This is a genomic window from Pseudomonas sp. efr-133-TYG-23 (genome assembly GCF_030209215.1).
In the GTDB taxonomy this organism is placed as follows: Bacteria; Pseudomonadota; Gammaproteobacteria; order Pseudomonadales; family Pseudomonadaceae; genus Aquipseudomonas; species Aquipseudomonas rhodesiae.
In genome coordinates, this window is sequence record NZ_JARVSL010000055.1 from 1 (window position 1) to 19,638 (window position 19,638).

Sequence of the window (19,638 nt, forward strand, 5' to 3'; positions counted from 1 at the left end):
TTAACTTTGGCACATAGATGCCGTTAGGAAGGGGGCGTCCATTCCATTACCACAAGAGCCGCATCTACTGAGGTGATGGTTCACTGAAGGTGGGTAGGGAGCCATGCCCCGTTAGCAGTGGGTCAGTCAACCCAGCTGTTGCTGACTTACCGTCATCGGGGCAAGTCGAATCGGCACACCGCCCCTCCCACCGTTGATAGTCATTGCCTGGGCTGGATCATCCGGTGCAGTGCCGCGCAGTCTGCGGCATGCCAGTCCGTCAACTCGGGCCACGGGTTCTCCGGCAGGTTTACCAACACGGTCCGCGTTCCCGCCGCACGGCCGCAATCGAGGTCGAAGCGGTAATCCCCAACCATCACCATCTCGTCCGGCGCTACCTGCCATGCCGCTGCCAGCTTCAGCAGGCCCCCCGGTTCCGGTTTGGGCGGTGCGTCTTCACGGCCCAGCACATCTTCGGCGGCGAAGCAGTCGGCCAGGCCGATGGCCTGCAACGTAACGTGGGCCAGTTCCCGTGCGTTGCGGGTCAGGATGCCCAGGCGATAACCGCGCGCAGCCAACTCGCGCACCAGTTCCACCGCACCGTCCGCTGCCACCGAGCCCAGCGCCAGTTCACGCTCATGCTCCAGTAACCAGGCATGTTTGGTCGCCGCCACCTCGGCGGGCAATGCCGCCAGGTGGGTGAGGATGTCGTCCTCGGGTGGAATCTCCAGGGCTACGCGGATGGCCGCGAAATCATGCACAGCCACCGTGAGGGTGCCGTCCATATCGAAGACCCAGTGCTTAACGTCCGTCAGGCTCATGCCCAATCCTTGCGATGGCGGATCAGCCCTTCCTGGGTCACCGACGCCACCAACTGCCCGGCGCGGTTGAACACGCTGCCACGGGAGAAGCCTCGGGAGTTGCCGGCCCACGGGCTATCCATGGCGTAGAGCAGCCAGTCGTCGGCGCGCAGATCGGCGTGGAACCACAGCGCATGATCGAGGCTGGCGACCTGCATGTCTTTCTGCCACACGGTCTTGCCGTGGGGCAGCAACGAGGTGGTCAACAGGCCGAAGTCCGACGCGTAGGCCAGCAGGTATTTATGCAGCGCCGGCGCATCGGCCAGGGCGCCGTCGGCACGAAACCACACGTACTTGACCGGGTCGGACGGCTGCGGGTTGTAGGGATCTTTTTCAGTGACGGGGCGCACCTCGATCGGCTTGGCGCACAGCAGTTTGTCGCGCATGGGCTCGGGGATCAGGTGCGCACGCTGGCGTGTCAGCTCCAGCTCCGATGGCAGGTTTTCCGGGCCCACCACTACGGGCATGGTGCTCTGGTGCTCGAAGCCTGCTTCGTCGTACTGGAACGAGGCGCTGCATGTAAAAATCGGCTGCCCCTTCTGGATTGCCGTGACCCGGCGTGTACTGAAGCTGCCGCCGTCGCGCACGCGGTCCACCGAGTACACCACCGGCAACCCCGCATCGCCGGGGCGCAGGAAGTAACCGTGCAGGGAGTGCACATGCCGCGCTTCTTCGACGGTCTGGCTGGCCGCCGACAACGACTGGCCGAGCACCTGGCCACCGAACAACTGGCGAAAACCCAGGTCCTGGCTGCGGCCGCGAAAGAGGTTTTCCTCAATCGGCTCCAGCGTCAGCAGGTCCACCAGATCTTCCAATACTTGGCTCATTGAGCAACTCCTAAAAACGATAGGGCATTCCGGGCTGCTTATCCGTGCAGCGTGTCCAACCATTGGGCGCGGGTGATGCGGTACAAAACATGATGACGCAGCGGGTCGTCGGCCGCGACTTTGGGGTGCTCGAAATCCGCTTGCGGATCGTAATGCATACCGATGGCCTGCATGACTTTTTGTGAAGGCAGATTGGCCTCGGTGGTGAAGGCGACGATTTCATCCAACTGCAATCGATCGAAGCCACACCGCAGCGCAGTCCAGGCCGCTTCACTGGCGTAGCCCAGGCCCCAGTGCTCGCGCGCCAGACGCCAGCCAATCTCCACCGCCGGGGTGAAGCCGGTTTCAAAGCTGACGTTCTGCAACCCGGTGAGGCCGATAAACTCGCCAGTGTCCTTGCGCTGCAAGGCCCAGAAACCAAAACCATATTCGGCGAAATGCCCACGGATGCGCCCGATCAACGCGGCGCTTTCCAGATGGCTCAGCCGGGCCGGAAAATAGCGCATCACCTGAGGGTCGTCGCACATACTCGCAAACGCCTTGAGGTCTTTGTCGCGCCACTGGCGCAGCACCAGCCGCGCGCTTTCCAATTCCAGTATCGGCTCCATGGGGCCCCCTCCCTTGCCATGTGCGTGAGTGTACAGCGCTGTTAAGATCCGTCGCAGGTTCCCGTCAGAAAATTCCATGCCATTGCCACTGATTTACCACGATGACTACAGCCCCGAGTTCCCGGCAGACCACCGGTTCCCGATGGATAAATTCCGCCTGCTGCGTGACCACCTGGTGGCCAGCGGCCTGACCGAGGACAGCCAACTGCTGCGCCCGTCATTGTGCCCGCCGCAGATTCTGGCCCTGGCCCATGAACCTGGGTATATCGAACGCTACATGAGCGGCGAGTTGTCCCGCGAAGACCAACGGCGCCTCGGCCTGCCCTGGAGCGAAGCCCTGGCCCGGCGCACGGTGCGCGCGGTCGGCGGCTCGATTCTGACCGCCGAAAAAGCCCTGGAACACGGCCTGGCCTGCCACTTGGCGGGCGGCACCCACCATGCCCATTACGATTACCCGGCTGGCTTTTGCATTTTCAATGACCTGGCGGTGATCAGCCGTTACCTGCTGGAAAGCGGCCGGGTCAACCGCGTGCTGATATTCGACTGCGACGTGCACCAGGGCGACGGCACTGCACGCATCCTGCACGACACACCGGAAGCGATCACCGTGTCGCTGCACTGCGAAAAAAACTTCCCGGCACGCAAGGCCCATAGCGACTGGGACATCCCGTTGCCCATGGGCATGGGCGATGCCGACTACCTCAAGGTGGTCGATGACGCCCTCAACTACCTGCTGCCGCTGTATCAGCCCGACCTGGTGCTGTACGACGCCGGCGTGGATGTGCATAAGGACGACGCCCTCGGTTACCTCAAGCTGACAGACCAGGGCCTGGCCGACCGCGATGAACTAGTGATGCGGCACTGCCTGGGCCGTGACATCCCGGTGATGGGCGTGATCGGCGGCGGCTACAGCAAAGACCGCGCCGCCCTGGCCCGCCGCCACGGCATCCTGCACCACAGTGCGCAGCGGGTATGGACGTCATCAGGCTGTCATTGAACCGTGGGCCGTTACCCACAAAGCCTGTGGAACGGCCTGTGGATAACTTGAGCGTAAGCGTCTACGAACCAGTAGCTGTATAGCGTGTAGGAAGCTGTACATTTTTTGATCAGGCAAGGCTGCGGCGCTCGGGTAGAATGCTCGGCTTATTTCCGCGACCGTAGCCTCTGCCCATGTCCGACCTTTCTGCTCATCACGTCACCATTATCGGCGGCGGCCCTGCCGGCTTGATGGCCGCCGAAGTCCTGAGCCTGGCGGGCGTGCGGGTCGATCTGTACGACGGCATGCCATCGGTGGGGCGCAAATTCCTGCTGGCCGGCGTGGGCGGCATGAACATCACCCATTCCGAAGCGTACCCGGCATTTATCGCCCGCTACGCCGAGCGCGCGCCGCAGATGGCGCCGTTACTGCGAGGGTTTGGCGCTGACGACTTGTGCAACTGGATACACGGCCTGGGCATCCAGACGTTTGTCGGTACCTCCGGCCGCGTGTTTCCCACCGACATGAAAGCCGCCCCGCTGCTACGCGCCTGGCTCAAGCGTCTGCGCGAACAAGGCGTGGTTATCCACACCCGGCATCGCTGGACCGGCTGGACTGCCGAGGGTGATTTACTTATCCACAGCCCGGACGGCGATAAAACCCTGCGCAGCGACGCGGTGTTGCTGGCCCTGGGCGGCGGCAGTTGGTCGCGCCTGGGCTCCGACGGCGCATGGCTCAAGCTGCTGGAAGATCGGGGTGTACCCTACGTGCCGCTGCAACCGAGCAACTGTGGCTTTGAAGTGTCGGCCTGGAGCAATTTGATGGTCAGCAAATTCGCCGGCGCGCCGTTGAAAAACGTCGCCATCGGCTTGGCGGGCGAAAAACCGCGGCTGGGCGAATGCGTGATCACCGCCACCGGCATCGAAGGCAGCCTGATCTACGCACTGTCGGCGCCGATTCGGGAAGCGATCAACCGCGACGGCGCGGCCACCGTGCATATCGATTTGCTGCCAAGCAAACCGCTGGATAAGGTCCAGGCCGCCCTGGCCAAGCCGCGCGGTTCACGCTCGATAAGCAAACATTTGCACAGCCAACTGGGCTTGGATGGAGTAAAAGCTGCGCTGCTGCGCGAGTTGACGCCAGCCGAGCATTTCCAGGATCCCGCGCAATTGGCGGTGGATATCAAGGCGTTGCCGCTGACGCTGGTGAAAACCCGGCCCATGGATGAAGCGATCAGCACAGCCGGCGGCGTGCCGTTCGAAGCACTGGACGAACGCTTGATGCTCAAGCAATTGCCGGGGGTGTTTTGTGCCGGTGAGATGCTCGATTGGGAGGCACCGACGGGCGGGTATTTGCTGACGGGGTGCTTTGCCAGTGGTCGGGCGGCTGGGCGGGGCGTGCTGGAATGGCTTAATCGTTGAGATGTGTGGTGGGTTTGAGACCACCATCGGGGGCAAGCCCCCTCCCACAGTTTGATTTGTGAATACAGTCAAAATGTGGGAGGGGGCTTGCCCCCGATAAGGCCATCAACCACACCGCAAAGTCACTTCTTCTTACGCGGCCCGGTATTGAACACCGGCACCTTACGCACCGGCTTGATCGAAGGCTCCGACGGTGCGACATCACCACTGTCCACCCACTTGCCCAAATTGCGCTTGCCGCCACCACCGGACGCCTTGGGCTTCTTCGGTTTTTTCGGCTTCTTCACCACCTGACCGCTGGCGTCGGTTTCGGGTACGCGGTGCTCGGGCTCGAACTCCGGCTCGGTTTTGCGCGTGAGGGTCTGACGGGTCAGCATCTCGATGGCCGACAGCATGTTCACTTCATCGGCGCACACCAGGGAAATCGCCTCGCCGGTGTTGCCCGCGCGACCGGTGCGGCCGATGCGGTGGATGTAGTCCTCGGCCACGATCGGCAAGTCGAAGTTGACCACCAGCGGCAGGTCTTCGATGTCCAGGCCACGGGCCGCCACATCGGTGGCCACCAGGATCTGCACATCGCTGGACTTGAAGCGGTCCAACGCGCGTTGGCGCGTAGCCTGGGGTTTGTCGCCATGGATGCCATCGGCGTTCACGCCCAGGCCCTGCAACTTGTCCACCAGTGCGTCCACGCCGTTGCGGGTCTTGGCAAACACCAGCACCTGCTTCCAGCGGCCTTTGCGCATCAGGTGCACAAACAGCTCCGGCTTGCGCTTCTTGTCCACCGGCACCACCCACTGCTTGACGGTGTTGGCTGCCACGTTGCGCGGGCTGACTTCGATGCTCAGCGGGTCGTTAAGCATTTGCCCGGCCAGCAGACGGATGTCATCGGAGAAAGTCGCCGAGAACAGCAGGGTCTGGCGCTTTTTCGGCAGCATGCGGTAGATGTTCGCCAGTTCTTCGGAGAAGCCCAGGTCGAGCATGCGGTCGGCCTCATCCAGCACCAGGGTTTGCAACTGGTTGAGTTTCAGCGCGTTCTGGCGGAACAGGTCGATCAGGCGGCCCGGTGTGGCGACCAGGATGTCGACGCCCTTGCGCAGCTTCATCATTTGCGGGTTGATGCTCACGCCGCCGTACACCGCATAGGTGGTCAGCGGCAGGTGTTGCGCATATTCGGCGACGCTGGCGTGAACTTGCTCGGCCAGCTCGCGGGTCGGGCACAGGATCAGCGCGCGCGCCGAGTTGGCGGCGACTTTCGGCCCTTCCATGGTCAGCAATTGCAGCAACGGCACGGCGAAACCAGCGGTCTTGCCGGTGCCGGTCTGGGCGGCGGCCATCAAGTCGCGACCGGCCAGCACCGCCGGAATGGCTTGCGCCTGCACCGGCGTCGGGGTGTGGTAGCCGAGCGTCTCAAGGGCGCGCAGCAAGGGTTCGATCAGGCCAAGGGAGGCGAAAGTCATGTAGTTACCGTAGGAAAAATCAACGCAAGGTCGCAATGCGCGGCAGTTTACCTTATTTCCGGCTTGGGCTTGCGCCACTGGGGCAGGCTGATCAACAGCACCGCGCTGATAATCACCAGCATCGCCAAGGCTTCTTCCAGGCCGATGCTCTCACCGACGAACACAATCCCCAGCAACACCGCCACCGCCGGGTTGACGTAGGCGTAACTGGTCGCCGCCGCCGGGCGTACGTGCTTGAGCAGGTACATGTAGGCGTTGAACGCGATGATCGAGCCGAACACGGTCAGGTAGGCCAGGGCCAGCCAGCCTTCCAGCGGCGGCAGGGCTTGCAGGTGTTCGCCGGACAGCGCACTGCCGAGCAGCAGCGCTACACCGGCCACCAGCATTTCCGCGGCACTGGCCATGGCGCCCTGGGGCAATGGCAACTGCCGGCTCCACACCGAACCGAACGCCCACGAAGCCGCCGCAAACAGCAACAACGCGGCCCCTATCGGACTCGATTGCAGGGTGCTGCCCATGTTGAGCATGGCGATGCCGACGATCCCCAGGATCACCCCGGCCCATTCCAGCCGCGTATTGCGCGCGCCCCAGAAGTACCCGCACAGCAGGGTGAACAGCGGCACCGTCGCCACCGCCAGCGCCGCCACCCCGGACGACACGCCGGTGTGCTCGGCCACGCTGACGCCGCCATTGCCGAAGGTGAGCAGCAAAATGCCGATCATCCCGGCGGCTTTCCATTGCTTCCAAGTCGGCGCCGGCACCCCACGCCATCTGAGGTAGCCATACATCAACGCCCCCGCCGTGCAAAACCGAATCCCCGCTAGCAACAGCGGCGGCCAATATTCGACGCCGATGCGGATCACCAGGTAGGTGGAACCCCAGATCACATATAAGGCAAAGAAGGCAGCGATCAACGGTAAGGGAAAGCGACGTGGGCCAGGCATGGGGCGGCTCTATGACGGAAACGGGAGGCTTATTCTAGAAAGGCGGACGGATAAAAATAAGTTACAAAACCTGTTTAAACGGCCCATACACTTTTCAAAATAGGGTTATGGGGGCTATAAGCTTTGTTTTCGAAAGCAACCGGTGATTGGAGCCTTTCTATGGACAAATACGACCGCATGCTCCTCAACGCCCTGCTTGAAGACGGCCGCGCGTCCTACGCACAACTGGCGCGCATCGTTAACCTCTCTGCCCCCGCCGTGGCCGAACGCGTGGCCAAGCTGGAGGCCAGCGGGGTAATCACCGGCTATCAAGCCAAGGTGGACCTGTCCAAAGTGGGCTTACCGATTCAATGCGTGATTGAACTGCGCCTGACCCACCACGGTAATCAAAAGGTCTACGACGCCCTCGCCGAAATCCCCGAACTGACCGAGTGCCACCGCGTCACCGGCGACCCCTGCGTGATCATGCAGGCGGCGGTGGGGTCGATGCAGGAGCTGGAAAACCTGATCAACCGGATTGCAAAGTTTGGGTTCAGCAAGACCTCGATCATCCTATCGAGCGCGATAGAACGGCGAGTGCCGTTGGGGCAATTGGAAGGCAATGGGAAAACGCTTGGCTGATAGATCGCCATCGGGGGCAAGCCCCCTCCCACAGTTTTGACCGCGTTGACTGCGCCAATCCGAAGGTAAACACAGATCCAATGTGGGAGGGTGCTTGCCCCCCCCCACAGTTTTGACCGCGTTGACTGCGCCAATCCGAAGGTAAACACAGATCCAATGTGGAAGGGGGTTTCCCCCCGATGGCATCAGTGGCCGCACTGCAAATTCGCGCGTTCAACGATCAAGTCGACTATCTGCTTGATGGTAGTGATGTGATCCCAATCCTCCTGCGTCGCCTGCAAGTTGAATTGCCACTTGATCTGCATGACAAAGCAGGTCAAATCATCATCAATAATCTTGAAGTCATGGATGAAGTCCGTTTGCTCCGTGACCTGGCTTCGGTCGACAAAGCCGATGATATCGACGAATAGCTGAATTACCTTTTCGCTGATCTCGGTTCTAGTCGGGCTACCTTCCATTTCTGGCCTCATAGGCGCACTTACCAATACTGATTAGATCAAAAATAGCTAACCCCGCAGCTACGAACGGAATGCCCCGTCCAATAATGCCAAATACCCGGACGGTGCCAAACGTTGCTTTCGCCATTCTGGCCACCGTGGGTTGCCTGATCAATGTACGGGGGAAAAAGCGCATGCCAATAAGACTCGCCAAGTTCGTCGTTTTGCTGGAGCCAACATGAACCCAAGTGCCCACGGCTATTTTGCTTATAGGTATGCCCGCGGCACCAGTGAGAACCGTTGCGGCCGTCAAGCCGTAGTGTTGCTGTGTGCATTTCCAGAGTTCGTCAAACGTGGTGCTCGGCACCGAGGAGTCAGCATGAACGGGCTTTAGGAACTGGTAACTGGCGCCATGGGTCCAGCTTGGCGAACCAGGTAAAACCATGACTGCCGGGCAGCTTGTCATCGCGTTTCCCAAATGAAACGCCACGTTTGAAGTTGAGCCGAAATCGATGCCGTTACGCTGGAGTTCAAACTGGCTTCGCATGATTGCTGTGTGAAGATCGCTTTCGTGCATGACGTAGTCCCTGTACGTAAATGACAGCCGAGATCTTAGGTCGCAGCGAAGGGCTATAGACGGGAGAAGGGAGAATCCAGAAACGTCTGACAGCACATCAAGGCTAAGCTTACTGACTATTCAGAAAGCAAATAAACGCCCCCCAAAAAGAGCTGTTGTTTCAAAGGCCAGCAAGACTGATCCCTTTCATTTGCGGGACGTTTCCGAGAGAATCCAACCGTCTTGTTTCCGTCGGATCAGGTAGCTAGTCTCGCCCAGTCATCAAGTTTTCGGTGACCGGACGTGCAAGTCCGATGGCAAGCGAGATCACAAATCAACCTACAGCTTTACGCCTAGCCTCAGGCTTTCAATATGCCCGTTATGGCGGCTGTGCGTGGGAGACCTTCGGGTCTGCTGGGTTTACTTCTTGCCCCGGTCTTGCACACCTACGTACAGTTGCCACCCTATTCGCGTGCAAGCGAACGGTGTCGACTTCTTCCAGCAAGGAGTTCAACCATGGTCAAAGTCACGCCCGATCCACCCCACTTCCCCAGCGAAGACGCCCTGCTCCACCGCCGCGCCATCGATTACTACCTCAAAGCCTGCGCCCCGGATGCGCCCACTTTCACCCTGAACGACAACCTGAGCCTCGAAGAGGCCCTCGCCCACGCGGCGGATCTGTTGCACTGCGCAGTGGGCACTGCACATTCGTCGGGGGGAGCGATGGATGTGCAGCAACGCGCGGTGATGCATTTGGTGGAGATGGCAAAGGGCGTGGTGGATCAGGCCCTGGAGTGTGTGCAGCCTCGATGAACGACACATAACTAGTGTGGGAGGGGGCTTGCCCCCGATAGCGGTAGACCGGTCAGCTAATCCGTGACTGACACACCACAATCGGGGCAAGCCCTCTCCCACATTTCCAGCGGAGTTGTTCTGTCAGAACCCGCGATGTTTCTTCAGGTGCTCATTGATCTTCGCCGCCGGCACTTTCTGCAAGGTGCATAGCAGGTCGTGGGACAGTTCGCGCAAGCCGTGAGTCCCGCGCAACTCCTTGGCCAAATGCGCCGTCAGGTTGGCGGCCATTTCCGCGTCCGCCAATGCCCGGTGAGCCTTGCCGGTGTGAGGCAGTTGAGCGAAAGCATTCAAGGTGCCGAGCTTGTGGTTGGGGGCCGAGGGCATCAGGCGACGGGCCAGTAGCAGGGAGCAGGCGAATTTCTGCAGGCGGGTGCGGCGGATCAGGCCCAGTTCGAAGTCCCAGAACTTCTGGTCGAACGCGGCGTTGTGCGCCAGCAGCGGCGTGGTGCCGACGAACTCGTTGACTTCGTTCATCACCCGCTCGGCCGGTGGCGCGCTGCGCAACATAGCGTTGCTGATGCCGGTCAGTTGTTCGATAAAGCCCGGCACGCGCACGCCAGCATTCATCAGGCTCTGGTAGCGGTCGACGATCTGCCCACGCTCAAGGATGACCACGGCAATTTCCGTGGCCCGGCATTGGCTGCTCGGGGTGATGCCGGTGGTTTCAAAGTCGATGACCGCTATACGTTCCAAACCTGTTCCTACTCCGTCAAAACAACTATTTGAGCAGCAACGCGCCTTCGATCGGCACGTAGCGGCTGGCGGCGCGTATCAATGAATTGGCCGTGAGCCCCGGTACGCCATAAGCCACGGCTTCAACGCCATGTTTGTGGATGATGCGTTCGAGCAGCATGTCGAAATCGCCGTCGCCGGAGGCCAGCACCACTTCGTCGACGTGGTCGGCGGCGTCCATGATGTCGAGGGTGATGCCCACGTCCCAGTCGCCCTTGGCCGAGCCGTCGCTGCGCTGGATATACGGCTTGAGTTTTACCGTGAACCCCAGGTTGCGCAGGATCTGCTGGAACTGCTGCTGCTTGCTGTCGCCCCGGTCGATGGCATAGGCGTACGCCTCGACGATCTGCCCGCGCGAGCTGATATCAGCCCACAGGGCGGCGTAATTGAAGTGGCAGCCATAAGCCTGGCGCACGGTGTAATAGAGGTTTTGTACATCGGCGAACACTGCAATTTTCTTCACCGCACTTCCCCATGACAGCCATTTGGACCCGGCATACGGGGGTCCGCAAAGGCGCCAGTATGCCAGCCAGCGGGAAGTTTCCGGGAAAAAATCAGACCGGGGCGCTATGCCGCCCCGGTCTGGCTATGTTCAGACGAAGGAATCGTCGTCGCCGAAGGAGGAAGAATCGTCGGAATAATCGCTGTCGGCAAAGCTGTCGGCATTGTTGCTGCCCCAACTGTCATCGCCGGCGTATTTCTGGTCATCGTTGCCCCAACCGCCTTGATCGCTGGCCGGCGCCGGTTGTTCGATGATTTCCTCCACCACCTGCGGTTGCGAGTTGTGGTGGAACAGGCTGCTGATGCCCTCGGCCAGTAACACACCACCGGCCACGCCGGCGGCGGTTTTCATGGCGCCGCCAAGGAAGCCGCTGCCCATGGGCGCGGCAGGCGCTTGGGGTGGTTGCTGATAGTTCTGTTGTGGCGCGGGCTGGCTAAAGGAAGGCCGCGCCGGTTCGCGCCAACCGCCGCCCGTGGAGGCCGGAGCGCTCTGGGTCGGTTGTGCGTCGCGGGAGCCGCCGCCAAAGATGCTCGACAGGAAACCGCCACCGCTGGAGGCCGTAGGTTGCGCGGATTTGGCACGCTGCAACTCTTCCTGCAACTGCTGGATCTGCTGCGCCTGTTGCTTGTTCTGCGCGTCGAGGCTCTGGAGTGCGTGTTCCTGCACCAGAATCGACTGGGTCATGTAGTACCCGGCGGCCGGTTGGCGAGTCATGTGCTCCTTGATCCGCGCTTCGGCCTGGGCGTCGCGGGGGGCTGAGTCCGTTTCGGCTTGCTGCAACCGTGAAAACAGTCCATCGATCAGGGTTTGCTCTTCGCTGTTCATGGCGACCTCGTTAGATTGCCGGTAGAAATCATGGTCCTGCCAGGGTTAAGGCAGGTGCGTGCTAGTTATGGGGCTGTTACCAATTGTTTCAATGGTCTTTACTCAAGGTTTACGTTTGCGCCCCTGCGATGCTGATCGGTTAAAGTGTCGCCCTTGTTTACAGGCCTGCGATGAACCTGATGAATCCGTTAGACGTACTGCGCGACTCCTTCCGTTTTACCCAGCGCAATCTGGGCGCCATCGTTCAGTTGTGCCTGCCCTTGGTGATTCTTGAAGCGGTGCTGCAACAGGTGCTCGACCATACGCTGGGGGCGGATGCCTTCCCCGGTTACAGCGTGGTGGTGGGGCTGCTGGTGTACCCGTTGTACACCGGCGCCCTGATCCTGTTCCTCGATGCCCGCACCCGTGGCGAGGCGCCGCGTACCCGCGATGTGTGGGCGATGGCGCTGACCCTGTGGCCGCGTTTCGCGCTGCTGACGGCGATGAGTACGCTGCTGATTCTGCTGGGGCTGTCACTGTATTTTCTGCCAGGGCTGTGGCTGATGGTGGTGCTGGCGTTCGCCGAATACCTGTTGGTGCTGCGCGACATGCCGGCACTGGAGGCGATGAAAGAAAGTTTTCGTCTGACGCGCGGCCACTTCTGGCGCATCCTGGTGTGCCTGCTGTGCGTGATGACGCCGCTGTGGCTGCTCAAGGGCGCAAGCGTCGCGGCGTATCCCGAACCCGCGCCATTGCTGGGAGTGTTGATCGACAGCGCCCACAGCTTCCTGCAATTGTTCACCAGTGTGGTGCTGTTCCGTTTATTCATGCTGATCGGTGGCGACGCCGACGCACGGTGATATGCTCCCCGCCATTCCTGACACGCCATAAGCCGAGCCGATGACCCGTTTATTGCGCATCACCTTGCTGGGCCTGTTGTTGATCGCGGGCCTGTTGACCGCGTTGATCTACAGCCTGACCTGGCGCCCCGAGCCCAAGCAGACCCTGCCCGTCAGCTGCGTGGCGCCACGTGCGCCGACCCTGTTGCCCGGGCAGGCGCTCAAAGTGATGACGTGGAACGTGCAATACCTGGCCGGCAAGAACTACGTGTTCTGGTATGACACCCCCGACGGCAGCGGCCCGGACGAGCGCCCCACCGTAGAAGACATGGCCGCCAGCCTCGACGAAGTGGCGCGGGTGATCCGCGACGAACAACCCGACATCCTGCTGTTGCAGGAACTCGACGAAAACGCCAAGCCCTCCCATTACCAGGATCAACTCGCGTTGCTGCAAGAGCGCTTGGTGGACCTCTACCCGTGCAGCGCCCAGACGTTCGACTGGAAGGCCGATTTCGTGCCCGACCGGCATATCTTCGGCAGTGTCGGCCGCAAGCTCGCCACCCTCAGCCGCTACCAGATCGAACACGCCGAGCGCCTGCAACTGCCGGCGCCCGATGCTGGCTTGATCAGCCGCCAGTTCCAACCCAAGCCGGCTCTGCTGCTGACGTATTTACCCCTAAGCGACGGCGGCCAACTGGCGGTACTGAACACGCGCCTTAGCGCCGACATGCCGGGACGCAGCGTCGCACAGGAACAGGTGCAGGCCACGGTCAAGCTGCTGGATAAATTCGAGGGGCGTGGCACGCCGTGGTTGATCGGCGGCGATTTCAATCTGCTGCCGCTGGGGCAATTCCTGCGCCTGGACGCCAGCAAACGCGGGCAATATTCGCCGGACAGCGAACTGCATCTGCTGTGGGATAAATACCCGATGATCCCCAGCAACAGCCAGTCCAGCGGCATCGACCGCGAGAAGTGGCTGACCTACTTCCCCAACGACCCAAGCATCGATGGCCCGGATCGCACCGTCGATTACCTGTTCTACAGCCCTCGTATCAAGCGGGTGGAGGCCAAGGTGCGGCAGGAGGATACGTTGCGCATTTCCAACCATTTGCCGGTGATTGCCCGCTTCCTGCTGCCCGCCGCGCAATAACTGTGGGAGGGGGCTTGCCCCCGATGGCGGTATGTCAGTCAGCTCATCTCTAACTGGTCCACCGCTATCGGGGGCAAGCCCCCTCCTACATTTGGAGGCTTAGGGTTACGGCTTTCGGGGTTTGATCCGCGCGGTCGGCTCGGCTATCAGCGGATCATCCGGCCAGTAATGCTTGGGATAACGCCCCTTCAGATCCTTTTTCACCTCGGCATAGGTACTGCGCCAGAAGTTCGCCAGGTCCTGAGTCACTTGCACCGGGCGTCTTGCCGGGGACAACAGGTGCAGCTTCACCACTTGGCGCCCGCCGGCGATGCGCGGGGTGTCGGCCAGGCCGAATAATTCCTGCAAACGCACCGCCAGAATCGGCGGCTGCTCGCTGTAGTCCAAGCGCACCGATGAGCCCGAGGGGACTTTGATGTGCTGCGGCGCCAGTTCGTCGAGGCGCTGGGGCAGCGGCCAGGGCAGCAGGTTGTGCAGGTAGCTGGAGATATCCAGGTTAGCGAAGTGGCTCAGGCGCGAGACTTTACCCAGGTAGGGCATCAGCCAGTGCTCCAGGCCGGCCAGCAACGCGCTGTCACTGAGGTCGGGCCATTCGCTGGTTTTGCCGGCGTCCAACTGGCGCAGCAGCATCACGCGGGATTGCCATTGGCGCAGTTCCGGGGTCCAGGGTAATAGCTCCAGACCTTTGCGCCGCAGCAGGTTGACCAGGGCCTGGCTGCGCGCGGCTTCGTCGAGGCCGGCCAGCGGTTCGCGGCTGAGTACCAACTCACCGACTTTGCGCTGACGCTCGGCGCGCAATACGCCTTCGCGTTCGTCCCAATCCAGTTGATCGACGTTGCGGACTTGTTCGGCGAGCACGGTGTCGAACAACGTCGGATCGAAATCCGCCGCCAGGTAGATGCGTTCTTCGCGCTGGCCCTGACGGCTACCCAGGTCGGCGATTACCAACCACGGCTGTTTCATCAGGCTATCAGCCTCCGCGAACAGCGCCGCGCGACCGTTGGCCAAGCGGTATTCGGCTCCGCCTGGGCGGCGTTGCTGAGCCACGCGATCCGGGTAAGCCAGCGCCAGCAAGGCGCCGAGCCAGCGCGGGTGATCGGGATCGGCCACCGCTTGGGTCGGCTTGCCGCGCAGATACCCACGATATTGCCGCGCCAGTTGCTTGGCCCGCTGCACGCCACCTTGGCTGCCGCGCGCGCGCTCTTCGCCGGACAACAACGCCAGACGGCTATGCAGGTCCGCACCGCCACCGCGCAAGATATCGCGCTCGCCCAACAGCGCAGCGACGTCGCAGGCGGTCGCCGCCAGCCCCAGGTCCTGCCCGCGCAGCAGCAAATGGGCGATGCGCGGATGGGCCGGCAATTCGGCCATTTTCTGGCCGTGGGCGGTAAGCGTGTCGTCATTCAATGCCCCCAGGCGCACCAGCAAGTCCTGGGCCTGGGCATAGGCCGCGCTCGGCGGCGCATCCAGCCACACCAGTTGGTTCGGCGTCACGCCCCAGCGCGCCAACTGCAGGGCCAGACCGGCGAGGTCGGCGGCGAGAATTTCTGCGCTGCCATACGCGGCCAGGCCTTCATGCTGGTCTTCGGACCACAACCGATAACACACCCCCGGTTCCAGGCGCCCGGCCCGGCCGGCGCGCTGGGTCGCACTGGCGCGGGAGATGCGTTGGGTGTCGAGGCGGGTCATGCCGCTGCCGGGGTCGAAACGCGGCACTCGCGCCAACCCGGCGTCAATTACTACACGCACGCCATTGATGGTCAGGCTGGTCTCGGCGATGTTGGTGGCCAGGACCACCTTGCGTTTGCCGGGCGGCGCGGGGTCGATAGCGGCGCGCTGGGCGTTGAGGTCCAGCTCGCCGTGCAGCGGGCATAACAGCACGTCAGGGCGATCACCCAGGGCGTCGGCGAGTTGCTGGTTGACCCGACGAATCTCCGCCTGGCCCGGCAAGAACACCAGCACGCTGCCGGTTTCGTCATGCAGGGCTTCAAGGATGGTTTGCACCACGCGCGGTTCGATAAATTCACCGGGCTGGTACGGCCGCCCCCAGCGCATCTGCACCGGGAACATGCGCCCTTCGCTGCGCAGGATCGGAGCGTCGTCCAGCAAACCGGCCAGGCGCTCGCCTTCGAGGGTGGCGGACATCAACAGGATTTTCAGCGGCTGCTCATCGCGAAACAGCTCACGACCGTTCAGGCTCAGAGCCAAGGCCAGGTCGGCGTCGAGACTGCGCTCGTGGAATTCATCGAAGATCAGCAGGCCCACGCCCTCCAGCGCCGGGTCGTCCTGCAAGCGCCGCGTGAGAATACCTTCGGTGACCACTTCGATACGCGTGTTGGGGCCGACCTTGCTGTCGAGGCGGATGCGATAGCCGACGGTGTCGCCAACCTTTTCCCCCAGTTCGCTGGCCAGGCGTTCGGCGGCGGCGCGGGCGGCCAAGCGCCGCGGTTCGAGCATCAGGATGGTCTGCCCGGCCAGCCACGTTTCATTCAATAAGGCCAAGGGCACGCGGGTGGTTTTACCGGCGCCGGGCGGTGCTTCGAGCACGGCTTCATGGCGATTGGCCAAAGCGTCACGCAGGGCGGGTAAAACATCATCGATGGGCAACGAATTCATACTGGCTCCAAAGCAGAGCGGCGAGTATAACGGCGAACTGCCGGATGCCGACGCTGGTCTCAAGGCCGGTGTTATATAGTCGCGTATCAACCCTGTTGAGGAGATTGTCCATGCGTATCGCTTCCCGTGTCATCGGCGGTGTTTTAGCCGTCACCCTGCTCAGCCAATTGACCGCCTGCGGTTCGATCTTCTACCCCGACCGCCGTGGTCAGATCGACGGCAAGATCGACCCGACCATTGCCGTGCTCGACGCCGTGGGCCTGCTGTTTTACGTGATCCCCGGCCTGATCGCCTTCGGCGTCGACTTCGCCACGGGCGCGATCTATTTCGAACCGGGCAAGACTGCCCAGGTCGCCCCGGAAAAACTCCACGAAGCCATCGGCGTCGACGGCCAGGTCGACAACGCCAAGCTGCAAAGCATCATCCAGAAAGAAACCGGCCACAGCCTGCCGCTGGACGACCCGCGCCTGATCCAGTTCAAGGGCAGCGTGCAGCAACTTGCCGCCCTCGGCCTGCAACCCGCCGCATAAGGACTGCCCATGATCAGCAGTCCCGAACACGCCCGCCTGTTGCGCCTGGCGACCCGCGCGTCTGTGGCGGTCGCCTGTGTATTGATTGTTACCAAGGCCATCGCCTGGTGGTTCAGCGGCTCGGTGAGCATGCTTGCCGGCTTGACCGACTCGTTGCTGGACGGCGTGACGTCGCTGCTGAACCTACTCGCAGTGCATTACGCGCTGCGGCCGGCCGACGACGATCACCGCTATGGGCATGGCAAGGCGGAATCGCTGTCGGGTATGGCCCAGGCGCTGTTTATCAGTGGCAGTGCGGTGCTGATTGCATTGCAGGCTTATGAACGCTTGCAGCATCCGGAACCGGTAGGGGCGCCATGGCTGAGCATCGGTGTGATCGTGTTCTCTCTGCTGCTGACCGTGGGGTTGTTGACGTTGCAACACCGGGTGGTCCGCGAAACCGGCTCCAACGCGGTGCGCGCCGACTCATTGCACTACCGCTCGGACTTGCTGCTCAACGGCAGCATCCTGCTGGCGTTGGTGCTGGCGGCCATGGGCTGGCATCAGGTGGATGCCTGGTTCGGCTTGGGGATTGCGGCCTACATTTTGTGGAGCGCGATCCATATCGCCCGGGAAAGTTTTGCGGTGCTGATGGACGAGGAATTGCCGCCGGAGGTCAGCCAGCACATGCTGGAACTGGCCCATGGCGTGCCCGGCGTGCTGGGCGCCCATGACCTGCGCACGCGGGTATCGGGCAACCATTGGTTTGTGCAGTTGCACCTGGAACTGCCGGGGGATCTGAGCCTGTCAGTAGCTCACGGCATCAGCGACCAGGCCGCCGACGCCATTCACGCCGCCTACCCGCGCGCCGAAGTGTTGGTACACGCCGACCCGCAGGAAGTGGTCACAGGCGCCAAGGATTAGTACTGCACCTGATAGCCGCGACTGCTCAGGCAGTTGCCTTGGGCCTGGCGGTAGGTCTGCACCACCGCCGGGTCGGGGGCGTAGGTGACGGCCTGGGGGTCGAAGCCGCTTTGCTGCACCGCCCAGCGATAACAGTCATAACCGTCCTGTTGCACCTGGGCCGGTGATTGGCCATTGGCGGGATAGGCCACCACGTCATAACCATTGCCCTGGGGCGCAGGCTGCGGCGCGGGAACCGCTGCCGGCGGCTGCACCACCACGTATTGCTGGGTGCTTTCTTCGTAGGCGTAATAAGCGCCGGCGGCGAGGAACAGCAGCGAACCGCCGACCCACACTTCGCGCGCATAGTCCGGCAGGTAATGCACGCGGATGCCATACGGCGGCGCAACCACCACATAGCGCGGGCCCTGGGGGCGATACCAGTAACCGCCGGAGAAGAAGTAGTCCTGGCCGCGATAGGGCACGCGGTAGTTGCGGTCGGGAAAGCGGTCCACCACATAACCCGGACGGTACTGCGGGCCGGGGCCCCAGCCATTACCGTGGCCATCGGGGCGGCCAGGCCAGCGATGGTCATCCGGATGCCCGTTGTAGCCGGGGCGCGAACCGGGGCCGCCGGCCTCCCAATGGCGGTTGTCGTCGCTGCGTCGAGGTATGTCACGGTAGTAACCCTGGCGCGGCTCCTGGGTCTGGCGCACGGTATCGGGGCGACCCTGGATCGGCAGGTTATTCGACGGCTGCGGCGCCGGGCGCGCCTGCTCGTTGCCTTGTGGCCGCGCCTGCCATTGACCGCCGCCATTCGGGCCGCCGCGGTCAAAATGCTCGTTCTGCGGGCGTGGTTGAGGGTTCTCGGGACGCGGTGGACTGTTCTGCGGCCGCCGCCCGCCCTCAGGGCCTCGCTCATGCTGCCCACCGCCCTGCGGCCCTTGGCCTTCGCGAGGTACGTTATCGCGCTCGTCGGCCAATACCTGCGTGCCGACACTGACCACCAGCAAACCAACACCTGCCAAACGCCAGATGCGCTTCATGCTTTTCCTCACTGCGATTCAGGGCTTGAACATGAGACTGGGAAAGCCTCGCCCGGTTCTGAGACAGGTTATCAGTCACGAGAACAATTTTCTTAAGGCAAAAGAAAAGGGGCGACCCGTCGGCCACCCCTTGAGAATTTCGTCCTGGCTCAACGCTTTTGACGTTGGCTCACCTCACGCCGTCTTGTGGACAGTGTGCAGCCTGGAGGCCGGCTCAACCCTGCTGGGGTGGCGGCCGCAGCGGGCCTGATTGGGCGAGCTGCAGTGGACTATTGTCCAGGCGGTGATTCTGTTGCTAACGATACGCGCCAGCGCCCGACAGATGATTGCGAAGATTGCGTCAATAAACAGTGCTTGCGCAATTTTTAACCCTTCATAGATAATTCGCCGCAATAGTTACGACAAAGGCCAACCCAATGAGCAAGCTTGACCGATATGACCTGAGTATTTTGGCTGAATTGCAGCGCGATGCGCGGATCTCCAACCAGGAGTTGGCCGAACGCATCGGCCTGTCGCCGTCGCCGTGCTCGCGCCGGGTCAAGCAGTTGGAAGACGACGGCTACATCGCGCGCCAGGTCGCCCTGCTCGACCGCAAGATGCTCGGCCTGAGCCTGACCGCGTACGTGCTGATCGGCATGGACCGCCACACCCCCGAACGTTTCGAAAACTTCGAAGCCGCCATCCGCACACTGCCCCAGGTACTGGAATGCAGCCTGGTCACCGGCATGGATGCGGACTATCAGTTGAAGGTGGTGGTGCCGGACATGGATCACTATCAAAAACTGCTACTGGGCCACCTCACCCGGATCGAAGGCGTAACCAGCGTGCGTTCAAGCTTTGTACTCAACCAAGTGCTCAACAGCACAGAGCTGCCACTGACCCACCTACGCACTTAAAATCGATAAAGGTCAATGTGGGAGGGGGCTTGCCCCCGATAGCAATACTTCAGTCAGCTTATCCATAGCTGACCCCCGCCCAAATTTTGATTGCACTTCG

At 62.0% G+C, this 19,638-nt stretch carries 21 protein-coding genes; 9 read left to right on the forward strand and 12 right to left on the reverse strand.

Annotated elements, in window-relative coordinates; all coding sequences use genetic code 11:
• Positions 1-200: 200 nt before the first annotated feature.
• Genes QRN41_RS25860 through QRN41_RS25870 form a run of 3 tightly spaced genes read right to left on the reverse strand, consistent with a single transcriptional unit; the run spans position 201 to position 2,274 of the window.
• Positions 201-800 (reverse strand): HAD family hydrolase, encoded by a 600-nt coding sequence (locus QRN41_RS25860; RefSeq protein ID WP_167418210.1) that lies wholly within the window; start codon positions 798-800, stop codon positions 201-203.
• Entirely contained in the window at positions 797-1,666 is an 870-nt protein-coding gene (gene tesB, locus QRN41_RS25865) for an acyl-CoA thioesterase II (RefSeq protein WP_034100868.1), read from the reverse strand. The genes QRN41_RS25860 and tesB overlap by 4 nt, the downstream gene beginning before the upstream one ends.
• A 38-nt stretch (positions 1,667-1,704) precedes the next feature.
• A complete protein-coding gene (locus QRN41_RS25870; protein WP_034100869.1) occupies positions 1,705-2,274 on the reverse strand; it encodes a GNAT family N-acetyltransferase in 570 nt (189 codons plus the stop codon).
• A 76-nt stretch (positions 2,275-2,350) separates the two neighbouring features.
• Here QRN41_RS25870 and QRN41_RS25875 point away from each other — a divergent pair, with 76 nt between their 5' ends.
• A complete protein-coding gene (locus QRN41_RS25875) occupies positions 2,351-3,271 on the forward strand; it encodes a histone deacetylase family protein (protein WP_167418209.1) in 921 nt (306 codons plus the stop codon).
• Between the two features lie 173 nt (positions 3,272-3,444).
• A complete protein-coding gene (locus QRN41_RS25880; protein WP_167418208.1) occupies positions 3,445-4,671 on the forward strand; it encodes a TIGR03862 family flavoprotein in 1,227 nt (408 codons plus the stop codon).
• A 122-nt stretch (positions 4,672-4,793) separates the two neighbouring features.
• Here QRN41_RS25880 and rhlE1 read toward each other — a convergent pair whose 3' ends face one another.
• Both rhlE1 and yedA read right to left on the reverse strand, forming a co-directional pair.
• Positions 4,794-6,128, reverse strand: coding sequence for an RNA helicase RhlE1 (gene rhlE1 / locus QRN41_RS25885; RefSeq protein WP_167418207.1), 1,335 nt, complete (start codon positions 6,126-6,128; stop codon positions 4,794-4,796).
• Positions 6,129-6,175: 47 nt separating this feature from the next.
• On the reverse strand, positions 6,176-7,072 hold the full coding sequence (gene yedA, locus QRN41_RS25890) for a drug/metabolite exporter YedA (RefSeq protein ID WP_034100873.1): 897 nt from the start codon (positions 7,070-7,072) through the stop codon (positions 6,176-6,178).
• Positions 7,073-7,231: 159 nt separating this feature from the next.
• Between yedA and QRN41_RS25895 the strand changes: the two genes are divergently transcribed.
• Complete coding sequence (locus QRN41_RS25895) at positions 7,232-7,693, forward strand: Lrp/AsnC family transcriptional regulator (protein ID WP_034100874.1); 462 nt, start codon at positions 7,232-7,234, stop codon at positions 7,691-7,693.
• 185 nt (positions 7,694-7,878) lie between these two features.
• Here QRN41_RS25895 and QRN41_RS25900 read toward each other — a convergent pair whose 3' ends face one another.
• On the reverse strand, positions 7,879-8,151 hold the full coding sequence (locus tag QRN41_RS25900; protein ID WP_243269841.1) for an acyl carrier protein: 273 nt from the start codon (positions 8,149-8,151) through the stop codon (positions 7,879-7,881).
• Complete coding sequence (locus QRN41_RS25905) at positions 8,141-8,707, reverse strand: hypothetical protein (RefSeq protein WP_285422285.1); 567 nt, start codon at positions 8,705-8,707, stop codon at positions 8,141-8,143. Before QRN41_RS25905 ends, QRN41_RS25900 begins: the two co-directional genes overlap by 11 nt.
• 495 nt (positions 8,708-9,202) lie before the next feature.
• On the opposite strand from QRN41_RS25905, the gene QRN41_RS25910 reads away from it, so the two are divergent.
• Entirely contained in the window at positions 9,203-9,499 is a 297-nt protein-coding gene (locus tag QRN41_RS25910; RefSeq protein ID WP_123479405.1) for a DUF6124 family protein, read from the forward strand.
• A gap of 123 nt (positions 9,500-9,622) precedes the next feature.
• Here the strand turns inward: QRN41_RS25910 and QRN41_RS25915 are convergent, their stop codons facing one another.
• The 3 genes from QRN41_RS25915 to QRN41_RS25925 form a co-directional block, all read right to left on the reverse strand.
• Positions 9,623-10,234, reverse strand: coding sequence for a 3'-5' exonuclease (locus QRN41_RS25915; protein WP_034139400.1), 612 nt, complete (start codon positions 10,232-10,234; stop codon positions 9,623-9,625).
• A 25-nt stretch (positions 10,235-10,259) separates the two neighbouring features.
• Positions 10,260-10,736 (reverse strand): LabA-like NYN domain-containing protein, encoded by a 477-nt coding sequence (locus QRN41_RS25920; RefSeq protein WP_034100876.1) that lies wholly within the window; start codon positions 10,734-10,736, stop codon positions 10,260-10,262.
• 129 nt (positions 10,737-10,865) lie between these two features.
• Entirely contained in the window at positions 10,866-11,600 is a 735-nt protein-coding gene (locus QRN41_RS25925; RefSeq protein WP_123479406.1) for a DUF2076 domain-containing protein, read from the reverse strand.
• A gap of 179 nt (positions 11,601-11,779) precedes the next feature.
• Between QRN41_RS25925 and QRN41_RS25930 the strand changes: the two genes are divergently transcribed.
• Positions 11,780-12,439: a YciC family protein gene (locus tag QRN41_RS25930; protein ID WP_034139403.1), complete on the forward strand. Its 660-nt coding sequence runs from the start codon at positions 11,780-11,782 to the stop codon at positions 12,437-12,439.
• 40 nt (positions 12,440-12,479) lie between these two features.
• Positions 12,480-13,568 carry an endonuclease/exonuclease/phosphatase family protein gene (locus tag QRN41_RS25935; RefSeq protein ID WP_034100878.1) on the forward strand — a complete coding sequence of 363 codons (1,089 nt, stop codon included), beginning with the start codon at positions 12,480-12,482 and terminating at the stop codon, positions 13,566-13,568.
• A gap of 105 nt (positions 13,569-13,673) precedes the next feature.
• Here the strand turns inward: QRN41_RS25935 and hrpB are convergent, their stop codons facing one another.
• Complete coding sequence (gene hrpB, locus QRN41_RS25940; protein WP_285422286.1) at positions 13,674-16,184, reverse strand: ATP-dependent helicase HrpB; 2,511 nt, start codon at positions 16,182-16,184, stop codon at positions 13,674-13,676.
• A gap of 110 nt (positions 16,185-16,294) precedes the next feature.
• On the opposite strand from hrpB, the gene pmcY reads away from it, so the two are divergent.
• Positions 16,295-16,714 (forward strand): periplasmic Zn2+ metallochaperone PmcY, encoded by a 420-nt coding sequence (pmcY, locus tag QRN41_RS25945; protein WP_285422287.1) that lies wholly within the window; start codon positions 16,295-16,297, stop codon positions 16,712-16,714.
• 9 nt (positions 16,715-16,723) lie between these two features.
• Positions 16,724-17,617, forward strand: coding sequence for a cation diffusion facilitator family transporter (locus tag QRN41_RS25950; RefSeq protein ID WP_285422288.1), 894 nt, complete (start codon positions 16,724-16,726; stop codon positions 17,615-17,617).
• Here the strand turns inward: QRN41_RS25950 and QRN41_RS25955 are convergent.
• Positions 17,614-18,642 carry a DUF6515 family protein gene (locus tag QRN41_RS25955; protein ID WP_285422289.1) on the reverse strand — a complete coding sequence of 343 codons (1,029 nt, stop codon included), beginning with the start codon at positions 18,640-18,642 and terminating at the stop codon, positions 17,614-17,616. The two genes, QRN41_RS25950 and QRN41_RS25955, sit on opposite strands and share 4 nt — an antisense overlap.
• 416 nt (positions 18,643-19,058) lie before the next feature.
• Here QRN41_RS25955 and QRN41_RS25960 point away from each other — a divergent pair, with 416 nt between their 5' ends.
• A complete protein-coding gene (locus QRN41_RS25960; RefSeq protein ID WP_003194418.1) occupies positions 19,059-19,538 on the forward strand; it encodes an Lrp/AsnC family transcriptional regulator in 480 nt (159 codons plus the stop codon).
• Positions 19,539-19,638 lie beyond the last annotated feature (100 nt).